Source organism: Afipia sp. GW821-FHT04G03, assembly GCF_059419985.1.
In genome coordinates, this window is the sequence record NZ_JBWKSV010000003.1 from 164,366 (window position 1) to 187,779 (window position 23,414).

21 protein-coding genes are annotated in these 23,414 nt (G+C 59.3%); 12 read left to right on the forward strand and 9 right to left on the reverse strand.

The annotated features are described in order from the left end of the window. Positions 1–213: 213 nt before the first annotated feature. The 3 genes from AC07UB_RS15225 to AC07UB_RS15235 all read right to left on the reverse strand — a co-directional run bounded on the left by AC07UB_RS15225 (position 214) and on the right by AC07UB_RS15235 (position 4,743). The gene (locus AC07UB_RS15225; RefSeq protein ID WP_494654649.1) at positions 214–2,181 is read right to left on the reverse strand and encodes an acyltransferase family protein; all 1,968 of its coding nucleotides are present in this window, start codon (positions 2,179–2,181) and stop codon (positions 214–216) included. Between the two features lie 256 nt (positions 2,182–2,437). Next, complete coding sequence (locus AC07UB_RS15230; RefSeq protein ID WP_494654647.1) at positions 2,438–3,940, reverse strand: porin; 1,503 nt, start codon at positions 3,938–3,940, stop codon at positions 2,438–2,440. A 614-nt stretch (positions 3,941–4,554) separates the two neighbouring features. Next, complete coding sequence (locus tag AC07UB_RS15235; RefSeq protein ID WP_494654645.1) at positions 4,555–4,743, reverse strand: helix-turn-helix domain-containing protein; 189 nt, start codon at positions 4,741–4,743, stop codon at positions 4,555–4,557. A gap of 242 nt (positions 4,744–4,985) precedes the next feature. Between AC07UB_RS15235 and AC07UB_RS15240 the strand changes: the two genes are divergently transcribed. From AC07UB_RS15240 to AC07UB_RS15265, 6 genes are all read left to right on the forward strand, one after another. Further along, positions 4,986–5,447: a hypothetical protein gene (locus AC07UB_RS15240; protein WP_494654643.1), complete on the forward strand. Its 462-nt coding sequence runs from the start codon at positions 4,986–4,988 to the stop codon at positions 5,445–5,447. Positions 5,448–5,872: 425 nt separating this feature from the next. Further along, complete coding sequence (locus tag AC07UB_RS15245) at positions 5,873–6,115, forward strand: hypothetical protein (protein WP_494654642.1); 243 nt, start codon at positions 5,873–5,875, stop codon at positions 6,113–6,115. Between the two features lie 163 nt (positions 6,116–6,278). After that, the gene (locus tag AC07UB_RS15250) at positions 6,279–7,040 is read left to right on the forward strand and encodes a hypothetical protein (RefSeq protein ID WP_494654641.1); all 762 of its coding nucleotides are present in this window, start codon (positions 6,279–6,281) and stop codon (positions 7,038–7,040) included. Positions 7,041–7,161: 121 nt separating this feature from the next. Continuing rightward, on the forward strand, positions 7,162–7,770 hold the full coding sequence (locus AC07UB_RS15255) for a hypothetical protein (RefSeq protein ID WP_494654639.1): 609 nt from the start codon (positions 7,162–7,164) through the stop codon (positions 7,768–7,770). 15 nt (positions 7,771–7,785) lie between these two features. Beyond that, positions 7,786–8,142, forward strand: coding sequence for a hypothetical protein (locus tag AC07UB_RS15260; RefSeq protein WP_494654637.1), 357 nt, complete (start codon positions 7,786–7,788; stop codon positions 8,140–8,142). A 170-nt stretch (positions 8,143–8,312) separates the two neighbouring features. Next, positions 8,313–9,458, forward strand: coding sequence for a glycosyltransferase family 4 protein (locus AC07UB_RS15265; protein ID WP_494654635.1), 1,146 nt, complete (start codon positions 8,313–8,315; stop codon positions 9,456–9,458). Between the two features lie 16 nt (positions 9,459–9,474). On the opposite strand, the gene AC07UB_RS15270 is transcribed toward AC07UB_RS15265, so the two are convergent. After that, complete coding sequence (locus tag AC07UB_RS15270; protein ID WP_494654634.1) at positions 9,475–9,852, reverse strand: hypothetical protein; 378 nt, start codon at positions 9,850–9,852, stop codon at positions 9,475–9,477. Between the two features lie 244 nt (positions 9,853–10,096). Here AC07UB_RS15270 and AC07UB_RS15275 point away from each other — a divergent pair, with 244 nt between their 5' ends. Beyond that, positions 10,097–11,110, forward strand: a complete 1,014-nt coding sequence (locus AC07UB_RS15275) for an MraY family glycosyltransferase (protein ID WP_494654633.1) — start codon at positions 10,097–10,099, stop codon at positions 11,108–11,110. A 2-nt stretch (positions 11,111–11,112) separates the two neighbouring features. Here the strand turns inward: AC07UB_RS15275 and AC07UB_RS15280 are convergent, their stop codons facing one another. From AC07UB_RS15280 to rfaD, 4 genes are read right to left on the reverse strand one after another with little or no spacing between them, the layout of a single operon-like run. After that, entirely contained in the window at positions 11,113–13,035 is a 1,923-nt protein-coding gene (locus tag AC07UB_RS15280) for an SDR family NAD(P)-dependent oxidoreductase (protein ID WP_494654632.1), read from the reverse strand. Between the two features lie 2 nt (positions 13,036–13,037). Next, positions 13,038–14,312: an O-antigen ligase family protein gene (locus AC07UB_RS15285; RefSeq protein ID WP_494654631.1), complete on the reverse strand. Its 1,275-nt coding sequence runs from the start codon at positions 14,310–14,312 to the stop codon at positions 13,038–13,040. After that, complete coding sequence (gene rfaE1 / locus AC07UB_RS15290) at positions 14,309–15,781, reverse strand: D-glycero-beta-D-manno-heptose-7-phosphate kinase (RefSeq protein WP_494654629.1); 1,473 nt, start codon at positions 15,779–15,781, stop codon at positions 14,309–14,311. Before rfaE1 ends, AC07UB_RS15285 begins: the two co-directional genes overlap by 4 nt. A gap of 27 nt (positions 15,782–15,808) precedes the next feature. Continuing rightward, positions 15,809–16,789, reverse strand: coding sequence for an ADP-glyceromanno-heptose 6-epimerase (gene rfaD / locus AC07UB_RS15295; RefSeq protein WP_494654627.1), 981 nt, complete (start codon positions 16,787–16,789; stop codon positions 15,809–15,811). Positions 16,790–16,993: 204 nt separating this feature from the next. On the opposite strand from rfaD, the gene waaF reads away from it, so the two are divergent. The 3 genes from waaF to AC07UB_RS15310 all read left to right on the forward strand — a co-directional run bounded on the left by waaF (position 16,994) and on the right by AC07UB_RS15310 (position 19,262). After that, positions 16,994–18,070, forward strand: a complete 1,077-nt coding sequence (gene waaF / locus AC07UB_RS15300) for a lipopolysaccharide heptosyltransferase II (protein ID WP_494654625.1) — start codon at positions 16,994–16,996, stop codon at positions 18,068–18,070. 80 nt (positions 18,071–18,150) lie between these two features. Further along, entirely contained in the window at positions 18,151–18,744 is a 594-nt protein-coding gene (locus tag AC07UB_RS15305) for a D-sedoheptulose 7-phosphate isomerase (protein WP_494654623.1), read from the forward strand. Beyond that, the gene (locus AC07UB_RS15310) at positions 18,741–19,262 is read left to right on the forward strand and encodes a D-glycero-alpha-D-manno-heptose-1,7-bisphosphate 7-phosphatase (RefSeq protein WP_494654621.1); all 522 of its coding nucleotides are present in this window, start codon (positions 18,741–18,743) and stop codon (positions 19,260–19,262) included. Before AC07UB_RS15305 ends, AC07UB_RS15310 begins: the two co-directional genes overlap by 4 nt. A gap of 17 nt (positions 19,263–19,279) precedes the next feature. Here AC07UB_RS15310 and waaC read toward each other — a convergent pair whose 3' ends face one another. Beyond that, the gene (gene waaC / locus AC07UB_RS15315; RefSeq protein ID WP_494654619.1) at positions 19,280–20,221 is read right to left on the reverse strand and encodes a lipopolysaccharide heptosyltransferase I; all 942 of its coding nucleotides are present in this window, start codon (positions 20,219–20,221) and stop codon (positions 19,280–19,282) included. A 216-nt stretch (positions 20,222–20,437) separates the two neighbouring features. On the opposite strand from waaC, the gene galE reads away from it, so the two are divergent. Next, the gene (gene galE, locus AC07UB_RS15320; protein ID WP_494654617.1) at positions 20,438–21,451 is read left to right on the forward strand and encodes a UDP-glucose 4-epimerase GalE; all 1,014 of its coding nucleotides are present in this window, start codon (positions 20,438–20,440) and stop codon (positions 21,449–21,451) included. Between the two features lie 120 nt (positions 21,452–21,571). Continuing rightward, the gene (locus AC07UB_RS15325) at positions 21,572–23,374 is read left to right on the forward strand and encodes an ABC transporter ATP-binding protein (RefSeq protein WP_492790318.1); all 1,803 of its coding nucleotides are present in this window, start codon (positions 21,572–21,574) and stop codon (positions 23,372–23,374) included. Positions 23,375–23,414 lie beyond the last annotated feature (40 nt).

Below are 23,414 nucleotides of genomic sequence, written 5' to 3' on the forward strand. Positions count from 1 at the left end.
TCTCTTATAGCGTTCAATTCATGAACGTCAACCTCTTCGTTCAAGTCGTGAACAGTTTAAACCATTGATAAATGGATATTTTCTTTCGGCTTAACGCTGTTTCGATCTAGAGTGCCAAGAGGAAGGTCCGCTAAGGCCACGCATCCAACGCGCCGAGCAATCAGCTCATACCCCATTCGAGACCCGCGAGTGACACCAGGTCGTCCTCCAATGTTACTTCTCCGAGCCGGTCGCAAACACTTGGTCCAAACGCAGAAGTCTGGCCAAATGCGCCCTCGTCGCCTCGGGCAGATTACGCCGGATATGCCCAGAGTCTCTGTACAGAAACTGTCCGTCCAGGGTGACCATACATTGATCTCCCCGGCATATCGCATCGCCCGGAAGAATCGCATGCGATCGCGCGACTTCGGCAATCACGTTTGCCGCCGGACGCTCCTGCTGGTCAAAACGTGCCTTGGACATCGCGAAGTTGGTCGCCTGGCAAGGCCGATGCATCAATGTCGACGCGACGATGCACGGGATCGGATCGGCGGTCATTGCCGGCACGTTCGCGACGACAAAAATCCGGCGATCGGGACGGCTAATGCTGCCAATAACATCGACCAGACCCTTCCTGAAAAGATTGAGACCGATCTCCTCCGGCAACCGTTCTTGCGAGTCGCTGGATGACAAATTCCGCGCGAGTCCGGACCAGGCCGAACTGAGAATCACAAGATTGATCTCCGGATGAGCCGCAAGCATCTGAATCATGTGCTCCCGCGATTTCCCGCAGGTCTTGTTGTATTTCAGGTCTATGTTCACACGGATTGCGGTTTTCCCGTCCAGAATGGCTGGACATCCGGGGTACAGCATGATCGATGTGCCGGTTTCTTTGGCCGCCGCTTCGAGCAGCGGCGCAAGATGCTCCGCATGGCTGTCGCCCCAGAGAACGGCCTTGGTGGAGGCGTTCTCCCACTTCGCACCGAAGATGCAGGTCTTGGGCAAGCCTTCGACCGGATCCGAGAACTCGCAGGGCCACTCCCACATCGCATTCAGGCTACGAAACGCCTGGACTTCCTGCGGGATGCGAGAAGGAACCCCGAGAGTTTTGTTGACGTAAGCACCTCCCAGCAAAACCAAAAGTGAAACCGCCAGACCGGCACAGATCGAGACAAGCACTTTCACCCGCGGTTTGCGAAATGGCTGCTCAATGAATTTGTAGGAAATAACGGAGATCGCGACGGAGGTCGCCGCAAGAGCGGCGGTCTCATTGATCGTCGGCGTCCCATTGTTGATGTAGGTGCGAAAGAACACCCAGACCGGCCAATGCCAGAGATACAGCGAGTAGGAAATCTTGCCGATGGGGCTAAGGAGTCCGAGGGCCGCACCGATACGGGTGTCGCCCGATTTCGGCCATATGACCAGCGCTGAACCGATGCACGGAAATAGCGCTGCGGCTCCCGGAAAATGCTCGGGCGCGACAAGAAAAAAGCCTACCAAGATAATGATGAGCCCGGCTGCTGTTGCTATTCCGCCCACGCGCGGAGGAAGACGTGGAAGAAATACCAGAAGCCCCCCAATCGCGAGCTCCCAGGCGCGCGGGAGCGAAACAAAGAACGCGGCTTTCGGGTTCAAATGAAACCAGACAAGACTCAATACGAAACCAGCGACGACGATGCCAGACAGGATGATCGCAATCGCGCGGCGTGAACGCGATCTGGCGATGAAATAAAGCAGCACCGGCCATACAACGTAAAACTGCTCTTCAACTCCGAGCGACCATGTATGAAGAAGCGGCAACAAATCCGCTGCGCGGTCGAAGTATCCGGTGTGAGATAAAAAGTAGAAGTTAGAGAGACCGAATGCCGCGAACGAAACGCTCGTTCCAACCTCGCGGTAATCGCCCGGCATCAGAAAAAAATAGCCGGCAATAAGCGAGGTTGTCAGCACCGCCATCAGCGCCGGTGCAATGCGCCTAATTCGCCTGTCATAAAAGGCAAGGATCGAAAACTCACCGCTCTCGATTTCGCGCGATAGAATCGATGTGATCAAAAATCCGCTGATAACGAAAAAGACATCTACACCGGTAAATCCGCCAGAGAGAGGATTCGGGGCTCCGGACGGCGTGTAGTGAAAGGCCAGCACAGACAGGACAGCCAAAGCCCGCAATCCATCGATATCATTTCGATAGGGTACGGTCATTGCAGCCTTGCTGAAGGATGATGCAACCCCGGCCGCTCAGCCAAAGGCACTCTCTTGTGAAATGAGCAAAATAAATGGGCTGTCGAGGATCGAATTTCTCAGGCTCCGCTGATCATTGTTTGACAGTATAAGTCGCCGGAAGCTGAATTCCGGCGATTGGGTTATAGATTTCTATCGAACAAAGAAAAACCCCCGGCAGTTTCCTGCCGAGGGTCTTTTTGCAGTTCAGATGGTAATCGCCGTGAGGCGGTTACGATCAGAAGGTGCGGCGAACGCGGAGGCTGCCCGAGAGCGTGCCGAGATCCTTGTAGTCATACTGCGTCGCAGCAGGCTTGAACCCGCCAGGCGTCAGGATCTGGGAACCGGTGTTGCTCTGGTCAAGCGCCGTGTACATGACTTCAGCAGAGAACGTCAGGTTCTGAACCGGGGTCCAGCCGAGACGGGTGCCGATCTGCCAGATTGCGAAGTCCGGGTTGCAGCTGAAGCCGTTGGCTCCAGCACCAACCAGAACCAGGTTCCGGGCGCAATAAGCGGCGGTTGCAGTTGCGTTGTAGTCGACCCGCGAATAAGAGCCGAACACGTCCGATTCCCAATACTGGTTCCAGTTGTGTACGAAGCCGGCGCGAACGCCGAAGGCATCGGTCTTCTGGATGCTGCCGCCGGTCGTGAACACGCCGTCGGCGTTAACAGCAACAGCAACACTCTGATAGCTACCCGGAAGAGTCGAGCCGCCACCGAACAGCGAGTACTGGTTACCAAAGGTGCCGCCGATGATGTAACGGTTTGCGCCGTTCGCATAAGCAACGTCAATGGTCAGCTTGTCGCCGGGGCCGGTCGGAAGGTTCTTCAGTTGAAGACCGCCCTGAACCGCGAAACCCCAGGTATCCGACGGATGACCAGTGGTTTCGTTTGCGCCGTAGTAGTTGGCGTGGATGTTGTGCGCAGCTGCAGACAGCTGTGCGGTGAACGCGGCCTGATCAACGCGGATGTTGCCGACGATGTCAGGAGCAGCGTTGCCGCCGTAAGCAGAAGCGAAGCTGCCGTTTGCGTAGTTCGCAGCGGTAGCATTGGCGAGGTTGATTAGCACGCCGCGATCATAACCTTGGTTGGTCAACGGAACCGCACCGGTCTTTGGCTCTTCGATACCCAACTGGGCCGAAACGCCGTTGCCGAACTGCCAAGTGTAGTTGATGTTGGCAACGCCGGTTGCGTTGTCATGGCCGCCCAACAGCGACGAGGTGTTGTTGTTGGCGCCAGCGGAATGCCACGGCGTCGAATAAGCCGACACCGACTTACCGAAGGTGAAGCCTGCGAACTGAACGAAGCCGTAGTCGACTTCGAGCGAGCCGCCGGCGATGTTGTCCGTATTCGAGGTGAACTGGAACTTCACGTCCCAGTAGGAACGAACAACGCCGTATTCGGTGGCGGTGCGGGTATCAACCGTGAACTGAGTGCGCTGACGGGTGGTGAAGAAGTCCATGTCCCGGCTGCCGAAGGCGCTGAAGCCCGTGGCCGCGCCGCCCTGAATGTAAGGGCTGTTGTAGGTGTTCGAGTTCAGGTTCACGTCGAACTGAACGTAGCCACCGATCTTGATGCAGGTCTCGGTGCCGGGGATGTAGTAGAATCCGGCGCCATAAAGGGAGCAGATCTTCACGTACTGAACGGCTTTCGCCTTCACCGGAAGATCAGCTGCCTGTGCCCCGGCGATCGCGACGAAACCCGCCGCCGAACCCAGGATAAGGCTCTTAATCTTGCTCATAAAACCTCCAAGTTTTGCTCTGTTAGGGAAGGTTCCGGTCCGTCGGTGTAAGCCACACCTAAGGGTAGTTCCCTTAATCCCCGCTAACCGCCTGGTCGCCTCGCGCTTTCGGACACTCCCGCTGAACGCGAGCGACTTAAGCGAAACTTCCAAGCAGGACGACCTCGGGATGCCCCCCTCCGTCGCTCCACAGACAATGGCGGAACAAGATGGAGTTGCACAAGATTTGATTAGCTACTGCTCGAATTTCGTCACACTGATGTGGCATTCCAGCCACATCACTTTCACGTTATGAAATTAAAAATAACAAAATTAAATCAGCAGCTTAAACACCTATCTCGGTCACGGGTTAACCGAACCTTACCGCCCCGGTTATGGATACAGTCGGGGATAAACCGGCCTGCCAATGCTTCGGCAGCCTCATTTCGAACCCAAAAAGTTCAGAATCGGTGGACTGAGGAATTGCTGCCTGTACGACAGCTATCGTCTTGCCAGACTATCGCAACGAGCGACGATCGCAGGAGTATTTGCCCGCCATTGGCTGAGTTCCGCCTAGTCAAACGACGCGCAGGCGAAACAACTATTGTGTCCCGCCCAAGCAGCCCCAGCGAAAGCTACGCGGGCGGCTTATCCTCAAGCAGGATATGGGGCTTTACCTTCAATCCGCGCGCAATGCGGGCGATGTTATCGATTGAGACGTTCCTTTCAGATCGCTCAATTCCGCTCAAGTAAGTGCGGTTGATACCGCATTCATGCGCGAGGGCTTCCTGACTCAACTTACGCGCAGCGCGAAGCAGGCGCATATTTCTCGCCAAGACATCTCGTAACGGGCCCTTATGTGTCTTTTTCACAAAGCGGATTTCGAAGCAATACCGCTTTTAAGGCGACCGCTTTTAAGTTACATTCATGCCTAGTCGATATCTATTTTGCGATTCATGCACGCGAAGACACAGAGCAACCCCGCAATTCCTAACCACGTCAGTTGCTCGATTAGTCGACTGGCAATCCACGACTTCTGCAAACGAGCCTTAGCCTCGGGATCAAAATGTTAGATTTCAAATTATTGATGGTGTTTGCGATCAGCGCGGCATTGTCAGGATGTTCAGTTCAGCGTGCTGTCGTGGCAAATTCTGCTCAAGAAAAAATGCAGGGCCTCAGCAAAGAACAAGTTCTTGCCTGCATGGGGCCACCAGCGTCCCGAGCTGCCGAGGGATCGACCGAAGTATGGTCATACTCTTCTGGAAACGATCGTGTGACGGCGGTCGGCACGGGATATTCGCGGACCAACAGCGATTTTGATGGCTCGCGACACGGCAATACGTTTTCCGCCACCGGCAATTCAACAACCACCAGTATCGGCAGCGCGACCGCTAGCCGACGCTTTTGCACTGTGAACGTCGTAATAAATGAAGGTCGCGTCAGTCGAATAAACTATTCGGGACCCACGGGTGGAATTCTAACGGGTGGCGAGCAATGCGCTTTCGCTGTCCAAAACTGCCTGCAATGAGCGGGCTAATGCTCCCCGTCCCCATCAATCAAATCGCCTGCTCCAAGTGCGGGGCCGTTAATCGTGTTGCTGCTTATGGCGTCAACAAGCTGCCCCATTGTGGCAAATGCCAATCAAGCCTGCCGGAATCTAGAGGGAAGCGCGTTCTGCGCTACGTTTATTCAAGACGCTATCTAATCACGCTCGCATTCGGACTAGCTTTGCTCGCCGCCGTACGACCATCCGCCCTGACGGGATGGATTCCAAGTGGGCAAACGACTCCGGCCACCGCGCCAGCCGACGTCTGTGCTGGCTATCCTCAACCTTCCAATGGGCTCTATGCTAGCTACGATCGCTCTGCCCGCGTCGCCCCACTAACCATCAGGACAAGTCCCGGTGGGTATTACTTCATCAAGCTAGAGGATGCCCGCACAACGCGACCGGTAATGGCGTTCTATCTGCGCGGTGGCGAATCATTGGAACAGGACGTGCCCGAAGGCTCCTTTGTTTTGAAATACGCAACGGGAGAGGTTTGGTGCGGAGAAAAAAGCTTGTTCGGCCCGACCACTTCTACAAACAAAGCGGATCGGATTTTTGAGTTTACAGAGACCCGCGGATACACGGTCGAATTGATATCGAGAAGATCTGGTAACCTCAGAACCAACGCCATTGACCGTGGTCAGTTCTGATCCCCTTACGACTGATAGTTCGCACACCCACCTCTAAGACGGGCCGTCTGCTCAAATACTGGTGTGGATAACCAAATTCACTCAAATTTCCGCTTGGAATAGTTGGCCATCTGGCTGGAATTCCCCTGGAGCGGCGTAACCCTCCTTACCTTGAGCCTATCTCATGTCCACGCTGTACGACCCCCAACTGACTGAGCAGGTCTCCCTCCACATCTCCGCTGCGCGAATTCGTGCATGGCTGTCTGATCATGTTGATAACGTCTTGCAGGCGCTACGCTTCCACGAAGAACACGGCAGGATTGGCGATCACGGTGGCGCATTCGATGAGCCCATCAAAAAAACTATCAACGAAGTGCTCGATGAGATTACCGCTAGCTTTATCGGAGCCCTCTCAACCTCGAGCGCCATGGCGCCTGGGGTACTACTGTCGACTCTGAGGGAGATTGAGATGCATCCGGCATTGGGGCTTAGCCCTCTGCTGCCCGGGTCCGTCGATCGAGCTTTGGCACGCTACTATCAGCGCGAGCAGGAAAAGCCCGGCACTTTCAGGGCCGATGTGATGTTGCGGATTTCCTCTCCGGATGGCTCGATTGAAGAGCCAACCGAGGAACGGCTCAAAAATGCTGCGGTCTTGGCGCAAAAAGATATCCAGTCACGCCGGGACAAAGGCCGTCCTCCGATAGAGGCCTATGAAGTGCTGGCTATGAAGCTTGGCTTGATCTTCCGGCGGTATCGTCCGGGTATTAAGAGGGTCTCGGAAGCCGACTCCACCGCCGAAGGTCATAAATACCCGGAACGCGGCGAGTTTAAAGATTTTGTGAATGCCGTTTTGCCGGCCTTGAACGTGCTTCTCAAAGAGCGTTCTGCGGCAGAGTTGAAACCGGATTCCATCGTGCGGAAAGCGGGAAACATCTTCCTTCGATAGTTATACAGGGCTTGAAGTGCCCTACCCAATTATTCCCATAGATGTCGATTTAAGCCGAAGTCGGATTTTGATCCTGTGCAGTGTCGGGCGGATTTCCTGCCTGAATTACAGGAGCTGAATCATGAACGAGCACCTCAAACCGCCGGCGACGCCGGCAGAAGAAGCCCCGAACAAGCCCCGGAAAAGGTGGCCGAAGGTCATTGAAGACTTGTTCATTTGGCCGCCGCTGCTGTTTGATGAAAAGGACGATGACTTCCGAGACCTCTTCGATTGGTACGCAGAAGCCGTCGGCGCTGAAACCTTTGTCGAGGCCCTGCAGGTTTATGAAGTGACGATTCTGAACGTCGAAATCCGGCGCTATCAGTTCAGCCGTATGCAGCTCGTCATGAATAAGAAGCGCGCTGCGATTCGCAACGTCTTCGCCATGTTTCAGGATCGTGAAGAGGTGAAGGTGCCCGAGCCCATCGCGCGTCATTATATCGAAAACAAAACCGCAAAATACTTCTCGGATCGCGTTTTCCAGGCAGACGTCATCGGCAGCTGCGACATGGAAGATTATTCGATCGAGGCTGCGACGCTTGCGCTGGCGTTGCCGGATATCCTCACTCTCGACCGACTGATTGCATCGGGCCAGAAGCGCTCGATGCAGATTCTCAACAATCTTGAGAAGCGCTGTGCTGCACGCAGGGCTGCGGAGGCCAAAGCCGCCGATAAAACACCGCAGCGCTAAAACTCGGAACAGGGAATGGCATCGCAACGACAAATCGCCGCGAACCGGAAAAATGCCGCCAAGAGCACCGGGCCGCGCACACAACAAGGCAAAGCGCGTTCGAAAATGAACGCGCTTTGCCACGGCTTTTCAAAGAGCACCTCAGCCCCCCGGGCGAACAGCGCCACAGATTCCCGCGCGGAATTGGAGCAAAACGTCAACACATTGCAGAGCATTCGGGCCGCGCGGGCGAAGTTGCACGCTGAACTGCTCGATGTCGCAAATCCTCAAAGCCACAGTAAATTGCTGGGAAAAATCGCCTCGTTGCAGCGTTACGAGGCGCGCGCTTACATGGCTCGCAAGAAGCTCCTCGCCGATTACGAGAGCTCTTAATCAATCGGGCTTCTGCAAAAGCAATTTTGCAAAACGAACCCAATTTTGAAAATTAAACAAAAACAATAACTTAGATCCGTCGCGCGTTAGCCGCGAGTTCCCAAGCTCCCGGTGATATGCAATACGGCCTGACAAACCCGACTAACGCCGAGAAACGAACGCCGCAGCTCGTGAACCTGACCTCCGGAAAAGTGCTGCTCTACCTCGCAAACGAGGATTGGGCTTTCGTCCAGCATCGATTGCCCATGGCACGCGCCGCGCGGGCGGCTGGCTTTGATGTCCACGTTGCAACAAACGTATCGACACAGGCCGAGACAATCCGCGCCGAAGGCTTCACGCTTCATCCCATATCGCTCAGGCGCGGCAGCCGCTCTTCCATCGACGCCATCGCATCGATAAGGGCCATCCGAGCCATTCAACAGCGGATCAAGCCGCAGTTGCTTCATCATTCCGGCCTGCAATGCTGCGTCCTCGGCGGCCTCGCGTCGCTTGGGATGGCGATACCGCAAGTCAATGCGATGACCGGCCTCGGCTATGCATTCACCGGAACCTCTGCCCGCGCGCAGACGTTGCGCTTCATGATCTCGGCCGTACTTCGGTTTTTGCTCAATCGCGACAACTCGACCACCCTCGTCCAGAATCCGGATGATCAGCAGACTCTGGAAGGCATGGGCATCGCCTCCGCCAATATCCGGCTCATTCCGGGCTCCGGTGTCGACACAGATATGCTGACACCTCTTCCTGAGCCCGATGGCCCGGTCACCGTCGGCTTCGCGGGCCGGCTTCTGACCGACAAAGGCATTCGCGCGCTCGTTGCCGCACAGCGCATCCTTCGCGCGCGTGGCGCCGACATAAACCTGCTCATCGCCGGCGAGCCTGATCCGGCCAATCCTGCATCGGTGTCGCTGGAAGAAGCACGCCAGTGGAGCAACGAACCCGGCATCACATGGCTCGGCCACGTCGAGGACATCACGTCGCTCTGGCGGCAATCGCATATCGCGGCGCTTCCCTCACACCGCGAGGGCTTGCCGAAAAGCCTGCTCGAAGCCGCAGCACACGGCCGGCCGCTGATTGCCGCCGATGCGCCCGGCTCTCGGGAAATCGTTGTCCATGAATGTACGGGCCTGCTGGTGCCGATTGAGGACCCACCCGCGCTGGCCGACGCGATTGAAAAGCTCGCTTTGTCGAAAGAACTCAGAGCCGGCTATGGCGCGGCCGCTCGTCAACTCGTCGTGGAAAAAATGTCCGCGCAAAGCATCGGCGCTGCCATCGTGGCGCTCTACGAAAAATGCCTGCGGCAATCCGCGCGAGCGTGACGGTGTTGGCGGCGATCTATCCGGACTGCGCAAGGGGGGCAAAGCTGCGCGCTTCGCATCCATCGTTGATAACGGCCGGCCGCCAATTAACCACCGTCTCCCCTTTCAGAAAAAATGCGAAGTAGCGCCATCCCGTCGGAAAATTGGAACGCATGCACACCGTCCATTTTTCCGGACCTGATTGCGCCTCATTTGCTCCGACATCGGAAATTTCCGCGACACCCGTCAACTTCATCTGTTCGGTAATCTTGTAAACCTGGTCGGCAATGACGCGTTTCTGTCGGGCATCGGGCGCCGACTGAGTGCCGCCGCCATCCTGCACATCGAAAAAGAACGTGCATCCGCTGAGCAGCAAGGCTGCCAGCAACACCTGCAGCGATCGAATGAAAATCAAGGCTCACTCCCCGACTGGCCCGGTCCCTTACTAACGCTTCGGCAAGCCTCTGAGAAGCGCCGTCGCCCGTTAAAGATCGGATGACTCCATCAGCGCTCACGAATTGACCACGCATTCCGGGAGCGTTGTCACCTGCGGCGAGTTTGATTAAAGAGGCACCAGCGCCTTGTGCGAGACCATTGCGGTTTCGATAGACTTGCCGCCGGCGCGCGGCATCAGGCGCTGACGGGATGACCCTCGTTTCATGATGACTTTATACCCCATAGCAATCGCACTGGCGGCTTGCGTCGTCTGCGCCTTGCTGATCGTCTTGCTGCGCCCTCTGCTCATGCGTTACGCGCTGGCGCGGCCGAATGCGCGGTCGTCGCACGTCGTGCCGACGCCGCAGGGCGGCGGTGTCGCAGTGATCGTTGCAGTGATGTCATCGATCGTCCTTTCGATAACTTTTTTCGGTACAGTTGCTGATCCGGTATTGCTGACGATTTGCGCGGCAACGGTCCTCCTCGCCTTCGTCGGCGCATATGATGACTTGCGGACGATGCCCGTCGCGCCTCGCTTGTTGCTACAAGCGGTCGCAGTCGGCGTGGTTCTCGCGACTCTTCCTGCAGAATTTCATCTCGTCCCGTCCTTGCCCGTCTGGATAGAGCGCGCGTTGTTGCTGGTCGGTGGACTATGGTTCGTCAATCTCGTCAATTTCATGGACGGTCTCGACTGGATCACGGTCGCGGAGACCATTCCCGTCACAGTCGCGTTGGCGCTATTCGGCCTTTACGGTCAGTTGCCTCCGGGCCCAACGCTCGTTGCGCTCGCGCTCTGCGGCGCGATGATCGGCTTTGCACCCTTCAATCGGCCCGTTGCCAGACTTTTTCTCGGCGACGTCGGCAGCCTGCCGGTCGGCTTGCTGGTAGGATGGTGTCTGCTTCAACTCGCAGGAAGCGGTCATCTGATCGCCGCGCTGCTGCTCCCGTTATATTATCTCGCCGATGCCACGATCACGCTTTTCAGACGCCTGCTGAATGGTGAGAAGATCTGGATCGCGCACCGTTCGCATTTCTATCAGCGAGCGACCGACAACGGCTTCAGCGTGATGCAGGTCGTCGGCGAAGTCTTCGTTTTGAACGTCGTTCTCGCGGGCCTTGCCGCATTGTCGATCTGGCTGAAATCAGCCTATGTCGAGGGCATGGCGCTCGCATTGGGCGTGAGCGGCGTGGCTCTCGTGCTCAGTCGGTTCTCACGGCCGCGCGAACCGCTTCGCTAAGGTTACGCAGCCCCGTTCTTGAATTCAGGGATCGCGTCCGTCAGCACGCCCACGATGACGCTGCGCTGCTCGCTTCCGACAGCCTTCTCCAAGGTGGACAACCACCGTTGCAAGGTATCGAGCGGAGGCTCGTTGGGACGCGCCGCAACGATGCCAGCAATACCGATATCCGCGGTCGGTTCTTCATGTGCGAACAGGATTTCGTTCAGACGCTCGCCCGGCCGCACGCCGGTAAACACGATCTCGATGTCATAACCCGGCTGAAGGCCGGACAGCCGGATGATGCGCTCGGCAAGATCGACGATCTTCACAGGCTGTCCCATGTTCAGGACATAGACGGAAACATCGGGACGGATGGGGCCCAGCGCATGAGTTGCAGCCGTCACTACAAGGTCGCACGCTTCGCGAATGGTCATGAAATAGCGGACCATATCCGGATGCGTCACGGTGACGGGACCACCGGCCTCGATCTGCGCCTTGAATTTCGGCACCACCGAACCGTTCGACGCCAGCACGTTGCCGAAGCGGACGGAGATCAGCCGCATCGGGGTCTTTCCGTTCGCCCGGTTCATCAATTCGCGGTCAAGCGCCTGACAGTACATTTCCGCGAAACGCTTCGTCAGGCCAAGCATCGACACCGGCTCGATGGCCTTGTCGGTCGAGATCATCACCATGGCATCGGCGCCGGCGCTCGCGGCCGCATCCGCCACATTCACGGTGCCGAAGATGTTGGTCTTGACGCCCTCACCCCAGTCGCGCTCCAGGATCGGAACATGCTTGAGTGCCGCGGCATGAAAAACGATGTTCGGCTTGAATTCGGTAATAAGATGCGTGATGCGCGCGCGATCGCGAATGTCGGCAATGCGGCCTTCGACAACCGCCGCCGGAAATTTTTCTTTCAGGCTCTCCACCACCGCGTGCAGCGCAGGCTCCGAATTTTCAACGATCATCAGGCGCGATGCACCGAACGTCACGACGCGGCGGCATATTTCAGAGCCGATCGACCCGCCGCCGCCGGTAACGACGATGGATTTTCCTTTCACGAACGTTTCAAGCCGCTGGTAGTCGATCTTGACGCTGGGCCGCAGCAGCAGGTCTTCCACCGCTACCGGCGCAAGCTGCGGCGCTTCTCCGCCACCTTCCAGCGACGGCAAGCGACTGACCACCAGTCCGAGTTTCCGGGCGCGCGTCAGCACTGACTCGGGCGATGCATCGGCCTCGAAGGCCGAGGGGAGCATGATGAGGCGCTCGATGGGCCTCGTCCTGCGTGAAAAATCAGCGACGATATCGGAGAGATCGTCGATTCCGCCAAGCACCGAGATGCCGCGAATCGATTGTCCGCGATCCGAGATCGACGGCGACAGCACGCCAACCGGCCATGTCCGCTTCACGGCGCCGCTTTCGATACCGCGCAGCAGCACCTCTGCATCGGCGGCGCGTCCGACCAGCAATGTCGGCGACGCATCGAGATTGCGCGCCTGATTGAGCGTCCGGGTGTAGCGGAAATAGCGATAGGCAACGCGCAGGCCGCCAAGCGCGAAATTCTGCAGGAACCAGTAGATGATGATGGTCGTCTTGCCGAAGAAAAATGTGCCGTAGATGTTCGGCGAGATAAAAATGTAATCCAGCACCAGCAACATCATCGCCAGCACCGTGGACGTCTTCACGATATTGAAGAAATCCGGCAGCGAAATGAACCGCCACTTCGTGGTGGTGAGCTTGAAGATGTAACAGACGATGATGCTGAAAATAATAAAGTAAGGCAGTATCTTCAGCAGCAGCGGCAAGCGCTCCACAAGGCCGCTGCCTTCAAAGCGCAGATAGAAACTCGCAATAACCGCGAAGATCGTCGCCAAGACGTCGTGGATGATAATCAGGACGTTTCGCCAGGTGAGGCGCGGAAATCTGATTCGGGGCATGGCCATGGCTACGCCTGTCCCGCATCAGTTGTCGATGGTCTTCGCAGACCGACGACGCCTCCCGCGACGCCGACCGCCAGCACGTAGATCCAGCCCTCGGTAAAATCGAACAGATGGGAGTTCAGCAACGAGCTTACAAAATTCTCCGTCACAGCGACCAGGCCGATCCATCCGGCGAGACCGGTTGCGCCGACGAACAATTTCAGGTGCATGAACCACATCGCGTACAAAACGACGACGCCGATCAATCCCCATTGAACGGCAACGTTCAGGGTCTGGTTGTGCGGATTGCCGATCACGTCCGCCGAAACGCCGGTCTTTCCGATGGCGTCCTTCTCAAAGAGTCCTCTTGTGGAGCCAGTTCCATGTCCGGCAACGGGCGCTTCCGCGATGAACCTGATCGACTTGCGCCAGAATTCCAGACGCTGCCCCGTCGAGGTGACGGCGTTGTTCTCGTGATAGTCCTGATATTCCGTGATCACTCTGGAGGTACGCTCACGCAGATAGGGCGACGACATCCAGCCGATCGCACCCGCGGCCACGACAGCCGCCATAATGATCAGGACCCCACCACGCTTGAAATGCATGACGGCGAAAACAACAAACAGCACCGGGATGCAGACCAGGACAGTCCGCGAACTTACAACAAAAATCATGTTGGCAAGAAAGACCACGCCGAGCCCCATCAGACACATCGCCAGCGTTTTCCGGTTCGTTCTCGACACATAAACAGCCGCCCCAAAGGCGCCGAAGGCGCAAAGCGCAAATTCCTGGCTCTGTGAGATGTAGTTCTTGACCGGGACGCCGATGGCGCGCGTCGGGTCGAACGACAGACGCGGATCGGCAAAACTCAGCCACGACATCAGCATGACGACCGTGCATGACGCCAGAAATCCGAGGGCCACCCACAGGCCGCGCCCGGACCTTTCAAAATGATAGATGAGCACGGGGATCGCCAACAGCTTGGCGACCGGACTGATGCCCTTCAGACGGGCGGCCCATGGCGTATCTGTCGCCCACAGCGTGCCGACGACGGCGAGCGCAAAAAACAGCAGCGGAATGGCGCAGGCCGGCCGCTTCATCGTGTCGAGAAAATCCTGCAGATCGATAGTTGGGATCAACAGCAGCAGCCAGACCGCCGCAAAGATCGCCACAAGCGAGGTCGACCACGGCAGCGAAACCGCCAGAAGGACCACCGCGATATCCGCCGCCCTCGTCCACGCCGCCGCGTTGCGCCGAACGAAAGGCGCGATGCCAATCCCGCTCGACGCGTTCGCGATCATGCGCGGTTCTCGCGCGCGCGCTTGACCAGCGAGGTCGTGCTGTGCCCCGGCAGAATGTCGACAAGAACGATCTCGCCGCCGTTTGCCGTGACGATTTCGTGGCCGACCACCTGCTCGCGGCTGTAATCGCCGCCCTTCACAAGCACGCTGGGCTTAATCTCGGTGATCAGTTCCAGCGGCGTATCCTGTTCAAAGATCACGACGAGATCGACCGCCTCGAGAGCCGCAAGCACTTCGGCGCGTGCGCGCTCGTCTTGCACAGGCCGTTCCGGTCCCTTCAGACGCCGCACCGATGCATCGCTGTTGAGGCCCACGATCAGGCGATCGCACGCGGCGCGCGCCTGCGTGACGACACGCACGTGGCCGGGATGCAGGATGTCGAAGCAGCCGTTGGTGAAGCCAACGCGCAGCCCTTGCTTGCGCCACGCATCGAGGTGCGTTTTGAGATCGTCGGCATCCGAGGCGATTTTCTCTTCGGCGGCGAGCGACGCGTGCGGCAGAATCTTCCGCCGCAACTCGGCAACTGACACTGTTGCCGTACCCGGCTTGCTGACGGCAACAGCGGCAGCCGCCGTCGCGCAGCGGAGCGACGTGTCCCAGTCCGTTCCCGCGGCCAGCGTCACCGCCAGAACGGCGGCCACCGTATCACCCGCTCCGGACACGTCGCGGACCTTCGCAGGCTGCGCCGGGATATGGATCAGAGTGCCGTCGCGATGCGCGAGGGTCATGCCGTTTTCGCTTTGCGTGACCAGAACAGCCTCGGCGTCAGCCGTCCGCAGCGCCTCGATCGAAGCATCAGCGATGTCGGCATCGGACTGGATCCGCCGCCGTGTGGCTTCCGCAAATTCCTTGCGGTTCGGTGTCAGCAATGTCGCCCCGCGATAGATCGCGAGATTGGCGCTCTTCGGATCGACGATGACGCGTTTGCCGAGCTTGCGCGCGGCATCGATGACGTTGCGGATCACCCGCGCGGTCAGCACGCCCTTCGCATAGTCCGACAGCAGCACGATGTCCGCCCGCGGCAGCGCAGACACGACGGCATCGATCAATTTTTTCTCGGTGGCCTCCGATGCCGGCGCCGACAGTTCCCAATCGGCCCGCAGCATATGCGTCGAGAAATGCTCCGACACAAAGCGCACCTTGCGCGTGGTCGGCCGCGACGGATCGATGACCAGAATTGGCTCGATGAGTTTTTCTTTGGCGAGTTCCGCCTTCAGCGTGTCGCCTGCCACGTCGCTACCGACGAGCCCTACGAAAATGCATTTTGCGCCCAGCGAGGCGATATTGCGCGCGACATTGCCCGCGCCGCCGACATTGGTTTCGCTGCGCTGGACCGCGATCACCGGCGCCGGCGCTTCCGGCGAAATCCGCGAGACTTCGCCATAGACGAATTCATCCAGCATCAGATCGCCGACGCACAGCACGGTCTGGCGGACAATCGCTTGCGACAGCGCGTCAAAATCGAACATGAGAACGCCTGTATCCCTGTTGCACGATCAACGGTAGCGATCGGGCCGGTCGAGAAAATCCCTGACGTAGCTGCCGACGGCATCCTCTAATGCCGTGAAGCCGCCATTGTAGCCTGCGCCGTGCAGATGATCGACCTCTGCCTGCGTGAAGTATTGATAACTGCCGCGGATTTGTTCCGGCATGTCGATGTATTCGATATTCGGCTTTGCCCCGAGTGCACCGTAGGCGGCCAGGATCAGGTCGCGGAAGCTGCGCGCCTTGCCGGTGCCGACATTATAAATGCCATTCACGGACCGCGTCGCCAGCAACCACATGATGACACGCACCACATCATCGACGTGAATGAAATCGCGCCGCTGATCGCCGTCCGCAATGCCGTCGCGGTGCGACTTGAACAACTGCACGACGCGGCCGGACTTCACGTCGTCGAAACGCCGCGCCAGCACGCTCATCATCGTGCCCTTGTGATACTCGTTCGGCCCGAACACATTGAAGAACTTCAGACCCGCCCACTGCGGCGGCATCTTCTCACCTTTCGCGAGGCGCTCAACCACCGCCATGTCGAACAGATGCTTGCTCCAGCCGTAGAGATTCATCGGCCGCAGCATCTTCAGCGCCGCGAGCGAAGCATCGTCGCGAAATCCCTGCTCGCCGTCGCCATAGGTCGAGGCGGACGAGGCATAAATGAACGGAACGGAATTCGCCGTGCACCAGTCGAGCAGCCGCATCGACAAGCGGAAGTTGGTTTCGATCACCAGATCGCCGTCGGTCGCGGTGGTCTCCGAGATCGCGCCCATATGCACGATGGCGTCGAGCTTGCGGCCATTGAGCCATTGCATCAGTTCCGCCGGCGGAACGATGTCGGCGAGCTGGCGCTTGGCGAGATTGCGCCATTTGCCGTCGTTCCCGAGAAAATCGCACACCGCCACGTCCGCGCGGCCCGCATCGTTGAGCGCGGCGACGACATTTGACCCGATAAAACCGGCTCCACCGGTCACCAGCAGCATGAAGGAATCCCGCCCGATTGATGCGGGTCACCTTTGCCTCAGTCGCGGCCCGCAGGCAACTCACGTCCACAAGCGTGGTGAAGGCCTGAATTGGTTATGAGGCTCCAAAAAACGCAACTGGACGCCGCGCAGGTGACGCGGTAACCGGCTGATCGTGCACAATTCTACCCGTTCCACGAAAACTCGCCGCAAAGCCTTGAATAAATGAATATAAATTCATTTCTAAGCGACTTGCAGGTTGCGCCCGATCCCTCGGAAACCAGTCCGGTTCTGGTCATTCCGTACATGTGGATCGGAGATTTCGTGCGGGGCCACACCGTGGTGCGTGTCCTAAAGGAGCGCTGGCCGAACCGACCGGTCGATTTGCTGGTTACGAGCCTCTGCGCGCCATTGGTGGATTACATGCCCGGCGTCCGCAGGGGCATCGTCTGGGACCTGCCCCGTGGACGGCTTGCCCTGGCCAAGCAGTGGACGCTGGCCAAACAGTTTCGGGACGCCGGCTACGGCACCGCTCTGGTGATGCCCCGGACCTGGAAGTCGGCCATTGCACCGACGCTCGCCGGCATTCCGCAACGGACCGGCTTTGTCGGCGAAGTCCGCTTTGGACTGATCAACGACTGGCGCTGGGGCGAGCGAAAGATGCCTCGGTTCATCGACAAGAACGCCGCCCTCGCCCTGCCTGCCGATGCGCCGCTGCCGAAGGCATGGCCGGTGCCGCAGCTCGTGGTGCCATCGGCGGAAGTCGCGGCGTGGCGGCAGGCCAACAATCTCGGCCAGAGCGCCGCAGTCGCGCTGGCACCGGGATCGGTCGGGTCGTCAAAACGCTGGACCTATTATGCGGAGGCGGCCCGCATGTTCGCCGAACAAGGTCTCGACGTCTGGGTAGTGGGCGGTCCCGGTGAAAAAGCCATCGCCACCGAGATCGTCAATGTTGCCGGACCGCGGGTCCGCGACCTCACCGGCAACGATCTGCGCAATGGCATCATGGCCATGGCCGCGGCCAAAACCGTGATCTCCAACGACTCCGGCCTGATGCATATCGCGGCTGCCATCGGCACGCCTGCTATCGGAATTTTCGGCCCGACCAGTCCTTATCACTGGGCGCCGCTGAACGGCCTCGCCGCCACCATCAAGCGGGCGACCAACCTGCCCTGCCAGCCCTGCCACCGCCCCGTTTGCACCCAGAACGACCATCATTGCATGCGCGACATCCCGGCATCGCAGGTCGTGGAGACAGCTCAGGGCGTGATGGCGGCGGCCGGAGCCGGCGCTGCACGTTAAGTATCGCGCGCTGGCCGCTCTTGCGCCGGTATCGCGCCGTGACTACCACTGACCTGCAACTTGAACGAACACGGTGACATGTGAGCCAGGATCGGATCGCAGCACATTTTCAAAGCTCTCTTAACGGGCTGACCAAGGCCGCGCAGAGCAGTGAATTGCTTGCGACGACGCATACGATTGCGCGCACGGTCGCCGATACCCTGAAGGGCGGACACAAGCTGCTGCTGATCGGCAATGGCGGCAGCGCCGCCGACGCCCAGCACATCGCTGCCGAAATCGTCGGCCGCTACAAGCAGGAGCGCCCCGGCTGGGCCGCGATTGCACTGACGACAGACACCTCCGCGCTGACCGCGATCGCCAACGATTACGGCTTCGAGCAGATATTCGCGCGGCAGGTGCAAGGCCTCGCCCGTCGCGGCGATGTGTTGTTTGCGCTGACCACATCCGGTCGCTCGCCGAACATTCTCGCCGCACTTCGCACGGCGCGCGATCTTGGCGTCACAACGGTCGGCTTCACCGGCACAAAGGGTGAAAGCCTGCGCGCCTCCTGCGATCATCTGTTCATCGCGCCGAGCGATGACACGCCGGTGATCCAGCAAATTCACATGATGGCGCTGCACGCGATCTGTGACGAGGTCGAACAGGCGCTGATCGGCGCGACGAAGATAAAATGACGAGCACGTCTACGCGGAAGCCTGCGGCGTTTCTCGACCGCGATGGCGTCATCAATCTGGACGATGCCTATGTCGGCACCCGCGACAGGCTGCGCTGGATGCCGGGCATCGCCCCCGCAATCAAAAGACTGAATGACGCGGGCTACTTCGTTTTCGTCTTCACGAACCAGTCGGGCGTCGCGCGCGGCTTTTTCACCGAGGATGACGTCCGCGCGCTCCATGAGTGGATGCGCAGCGAGCTTGCGCGCGACGGCGCACGCATCGACGATTTCCGGTACTGTCCACATCATCCCGATGGAACGGTTCCGGCGTACACACGCGAATGCGACTGGCGCAAACCGCAGCCGGGCATGATCCTCGACCTCATGAAGCACTGGCCGGTCGACAGGGACCGCAGCTTCGTGATCGGCGACAAGCAACGCGACCTCGATGCTGGCATGGCGGTGGGGATTAACGGCTACCTGTTTTCCGGCGAGGATATTTCGGGCTTTGTCGAAGAGATTTTGGCGAAGCAATAGTTCGGCGCTTCAAACCCTCAACGGTAGCTTTGCGCCGCTTCGATAACGCGCTCAAATGACGGATAGAAGCCCTTCCCGCCGACCACTGTGATCGAACCGTTACCGACGGGGCCGGTCAGACCCGGATCGGTCGCGAGGAATACCGCGATCAGCGGCACGCTGTAGGCCGCCGCAAGATGCAGCAGTCCGGTGTCCACGCCGATGACCAGCGCGGCATTCGCGATCACTTGTCCCGTCGCGTCGAGCGGCTGACGTTCGAGAATGCGGCTGCCGGGAATCGCAGCGGCGAGACGCGCACAACGCAGGCGTTCCGCCTCTGATCCCCACGGCAGCACCACATCGAGGCCCTGCCCGCGCAGCCATTTGCCGGTGCCGATCCAGTCCACCTCGCGCCATTCCTTCGCGGCGCGCGACGTTCCGTGCAGCAGCACCGCATAAGGCGCACCGCCATCCGTCGCCGGCTTGACCAGTCCATAATCAATTGTTGCGTCAGGCGAGTAACCGAGACTCAATCCCGTCAGCAGCCGGTTGCGCGCAACGGCGTGCTGAGCCCGCGCGACTGTGTGCGTGACATCGTAGAACCGCGACGCAAGCGGCTCGCGGATGCTCGATGCATCGTAGCCGTGACGCTCGCCATTCGCCGCTTTTGCGATCAACGCGGAACGGATCAGACCCTGCGTGTCGATGACCTTCTCCGCATTGACCGATCGCAGGCGCGCCTTGAACGCCGAAATCTCATTCCACGTTGCGGGCTGCAACAACCGCGAGCGCCAGCGCCGTGTCGAAACGGGAATTACCTCGTCGATAGCCGGGTGAAGCCGCGCCAGCGGCGCGAATGCCTCTTCAACAACCCAAGTCAGCCGCGCATCCGGCCACTGCCGGCGCGCATCGGTGACGGCGGGCATGTGATGCACCACATCGCCGAGCGATGATGTCTTGATGAACAGAATACCGTGCATCGGCGGGGTCAGCCTGAAACTCTTGAATGCGCGTTACGTTTTGGAAACCATAAAGCGGTTTCCAGCGGGAAAAGCGAAGGGATTCGCCGAAAAAGCCCGGCTTTATACCCCATTTCCATCGTTGACCTGCAAGCTTCCGGCAACAGTTTCGCGGCACATTCCGCGCAACAGGCGCGGCGGACTTGATTGCGCAGAAACGATGCAAGGTTGGATGCCATGACAGTATTGGTCACCGGGGGCGCAGGTTATATCGGCAGCCATACCGTCCGCGCACTGGTGGACGCCGGCGAAAGTGTCGTGGTCGTCGACAATCTCTCCACCGGATTCTCGCAGTTCCTGCCCGAGGGCGTGCCGCTGTTCATCGGCGACGTCTCCGACGAAAACCTTGTCGAGGGTGTGATCGCCGCGCACAATGTCAGCTCGATCATCCATTTCGCGGGCTCGGTGGTCGTGCCGGATTCGCTGCGCGATCCGCTGGGTTACTATCGCAACAACACCATGACGACGCGCAATCTCCTGAACGCCGCCGTCAAATGCAACATCAGCCGCTTCATCTTTTCATCGACCGCGGCGGTCTACGGCAATCCGGATCACACGCCCGTCGCCGAGGAAGCGCCGACGCGTCCGCTGTCGCCCTACGGCTCCTCGAAGCTGATGACCGAGATCATGCTGCACGACGTCGCCGGCGCACACGGCATGCACTACGTCGTGCTGCGCTATTTCAATGTCGCCGGCGCCGATCCGCAGGCCCGGATCGGTCTCGCCACTGTCGGCGCAACGCATCTCCTGAAAATCGCCGTCGAGGCCGCGACGGGCCAGCGCGCCAAGATCGACGTGTTCGGGACGGATTATCCGACCGTCGATGGAAGCTGTGTTCGCGATTTCATTCACGTCACCGATCTGGCGCAGGCGCATTGCGCCGCTCTCACATATCTCGAACAAGGTGGCCCTTCGGCGACCCTGAATTGCGGTTACGGCCGCGGCTATTCGGTGCTCGAAACCATCGAAGCCGTGCGCCGCGCATCGGGCCGCAATTTCGCGGTCCAGTATGCGGATCGCCGGCCCGGCGACATCATGACCATGATCGCGGATACGGCACGGATGCGCGGCACGCTGAACTGGACGCCGCAATACGACGACCTCGACACCATCGCCCGCCACGCGCTGGCATGGGAAGAAAAGCTGCTGGCGGACCGGCTCCGGGACGGCCGGGAGGCGGTTTCAGCATAGTGTAGAATTGACCAAAAAGCCCTGATTTCACTTGAAAATCCGGTCTATAGCGGGCAAGAGACGGACATCGCAGAAACCCTGACGGAGCGCCCGTTGCGCCTTGCCGTCAATGGAACGCGGATGACCGAGCTTCCACGAAAAATCACTGACGATCCCTATGGGGCGGCGGCCCTTATCCGCCGCCTGATCACCGAGCAGGGCCTCCAGCACTGGCGGCGCTATGCGGTCGCGTTCACGCTGATGGCGGTATCCGCCGGAGCGACGGCGGCCTCGGCGTGGCTGCTCGGCGAGGTCATCAACCAGACCTATGTCAACCGCAGCGTTCACGGCATCGTCATGCTGTCGCTGGTGATTATCGTTCTGTTCACGGCCAAGGGTGCGGCGACCTACGGTCATACGGTCATTCTGTCCAGGATCAGCAACGCGATTCTCGCCAATAACCAGCGGCGGCTGTTCGCCAAGCTGATGCGGGAGAATGTCGGCTTCTATTCCGAACGTCACTCTTCCGAGTTCCTGGCGCGCCTGACCGCGGGCGCGCAATCCGTCACGCAGGTGCTCAGCCTTCTCGTCAGCGCGGTCGGCCGCGATTTCCTGTCGCTGCTCGGGCTCGCCGCGGTGATGGTGATTCAGGACCCGTACATGTCGCTGTTCGGATTGCTGATCGCGCCACCTGCGCTGTTCTTCATCCGCAAGCTGGTGCGCCGGATCAAGCATCTCGCGCACGACCAGTTCACCGGAACCGCTGACATTCTCGAGACCATGCAGGAATCCCTGCAAGGCATCCGCACCGTCAAGGCCTTCACGCTTGAAGACACCATGCAGGCGCGGATCGACAAGAGCATCGGCGTGGTCGAGGCCAACGCCAACAAGATGGCACGCGTCCAGAGCCGGTCCAGCCCGCTGATGGAAACCCTCGGCGGCATCGCCATCGCGGGCTGCCTGATGTACGGCGGCTATCGTGTGATCGCGACCGGCGCGACGCCGGGCCAGTTCTTCTCGTTCATCACGGCGTTCCTGCTGGCCTATGAGCCGGCCAAGCGCCTCGCGCGTCTCAATATCGAGCTGAACAGCTACCTGATCGGCGCGCGCAAGCTGCTCGAAATCGTCGACAGCCCCGCCAGCGAACCCGACGACAGCGACAAGCCCGCGCTGAAACTGACCGACGCCAAGGTCGAATTCCGCGACGTGACATTTGCCTATCGGGGCGATGAGACCGTTCTGAACCGCATGAGCTTTGTCGCGGAGCCCGGCAAGATCACGGCTCTCGTGGGCCCGTCCGGGGGCGGAAAATCCACGGTGCTGGCGCTGCTGCTGCGGCTTTACGAAGCGAAGTTCGGCGCCATCGTGATCGACGGCCAGATCATTTCCGATGTGTCGCGGCGCTCGCTGCGCCAGCAGACCGCCTATGTCGGACAGGACGTCTACCTGTTCCGCGACACCATCCGCGAGAACATCGCCTTCGGCAGGATCGGCGCCACGGAAGCCGAGATCGTGGACGCTGCGAAAGCCGCCTGCGCCCATGACTTCATCATGAGCTTCCCGCTCGGTTACGACACGCCGGTCGGCGAACACGGCACACAACTGTCCGGCGGCCAGCGCCAGCGCATCGCGATTGCCCGCGCGCTGGTGAAGGACGCGCCGATCATCCTGCTGGACGAGGCCACGGCCGCGCTGGACTCCGAGTCCGAGAAGCAGGTGCAGGAAGCCATCGAACACCTCTGCCAGAATCGCACCACGATCGTGATCGCGCACCGTCTGCACACCATCATGCATTCCGACCAGATTCTGGTGGTCGAGAACGGCGTCATCGTCGAAACCGGACGCCACGACGATCTGCTGCGGCGCGGCGGACGCTACGCGTCGTTCTTCCGTTTGCAGCATCGTGATGCCAACCCGCTGGCCCCCATCGCCGCCAGCGCGTAAGATCGTTTTTCCCGAGATCGCTTTCCCGCCCCGTGTTTCC

Excerpts from the sequence above, each read along its gene's own strand:
- AC07UB_RS15225 (WP_494654649.1), bottom strand. The coding sequence starts at position 2,181 with ATGACCGTACCCTATCGAAATGATATCGATGGATTGCGGGCTTTGGCT.
- AC07UB_RS15230 (WP_494654647.1), bottom strand. The coding sequence starts at position 3,940 with ATGAGCAAGATTAAGAGCCTTATCCTGGGTTCGGCGGCGGGTTTCGTC.
- AC07UB_RS15235 (WP_494654645.1), bottom strand. The coding sequence starts at position 4,743 with ATGCGCCTGCTTCGCGCTGCGCGTAAGTTGAGTCAGGAAGCCCTCGCG.
- AC07UB_RS15240 (WP_494654643.1), top strand. The coding sequence starts at position 4,986 with ATGTTAGATTTCAAATTATTGATGGTGTTTGCGATCAGCGCGGCATTG.
- AC07UB_RS15245 (WP_494654642.1), top strand. The coding sequence starts at position 5,873 with ATGGCGTTCTATCTGCGCGGTGGCGAATCATTGGAACAGGACGTGCCC.
- AC07UB_RS15250 (WP_494654641.1), top strand. The coding sequence starts at position 6,279 with ATGTCCACGCTGTACGACCCCCAACTGACTGAGCAGGTCTCCCTCCAC.
- AC07UB_RS15255 (WP_494654639.1), top strand. The coding sequence starts at position 7,162 with ATGAACGAGCACCTCAAACCGCCGGCGACGCCGGCAGAAGAAGCCCCG.
- AC07UB_RS15260 (WP_494654637.1), top strand. The coding sequence starts at position 7,786 with ATGGCATCGCAACGACAAATCGCCGCGAACCGGAAAAATGCCGCCAAG.
- AC07UB_RS15275 (WP_494654633.1), top strand. The coding sequence starts at position 10,097 with ATGATGACTTTATACCCCATAGCAATCGCACTGGCGGCTTGCGTCGTC.
- AC07UB_RS15280 (WP_494654632.1), bottom strand. The coding sequence starts at position 13,035 with ATGGCCATGCCCCGAATCAGATTTCCGCGCCTCACCTGGCGAAACGTC.
- AC07UB_RS15285 (WP_494654631.1), bottom strand. The coding sequence starts at position 14,312 with ATGATCGCGAACGCGTCGAGCGGGATTGGCATCGCGCCTTTCGTTCGG.
- rfaE1 (WP_494654629.1), bottom strand. The coding sequence starts at position 15,781 with ATGTTCGATTTTGACGCGCTGTCGCAAGCGATTGTCCGCCAGACCGTG.
- rfaD (WP_494654627.1), bottom strand. The coding sequence starts at position 16,789 with ATGCTGCTGGTGACCGGTGGAGCCGGTTTTATCGGGTCAAATGTCGTC.
- waaF (WP_494654625.1), top strand. The coding sequence starts at position 16,994 with ATGAATATAAATTCATTTCTAAGCGACTTGCAGGTTGCGCCCGATCCC.
- AC07UB_RS15310 (WP_494654621.1), top strand. The coding sequence starts at position 18,741 with ATGACGAGCACGTCTACGCGGAAGCCTGCGGCGTTTCTCGACCGCGAT.
- waaC (WP_494654619.1), bottom strand. The coding sequence starts at position 20,221 with ATGCACGGTATTCTGTTCATCAAGACATCATCGCTCGGCGATGTGGTG.
- galE (WP_494654617.1), top strand. The coding sequence starts at position 20,438 with ATGACAGTATTGGTCACCGGGGGCGCAGGTTATATCGGCAGCCATACC.
- AC07UB_RS15325 (WP_492790318.1), top strand. The coding sequence starts at position 21,572 with ATGACCGAGCTTCCACGAAAAATCACTGACGATCCCTATGGGGCGGCG.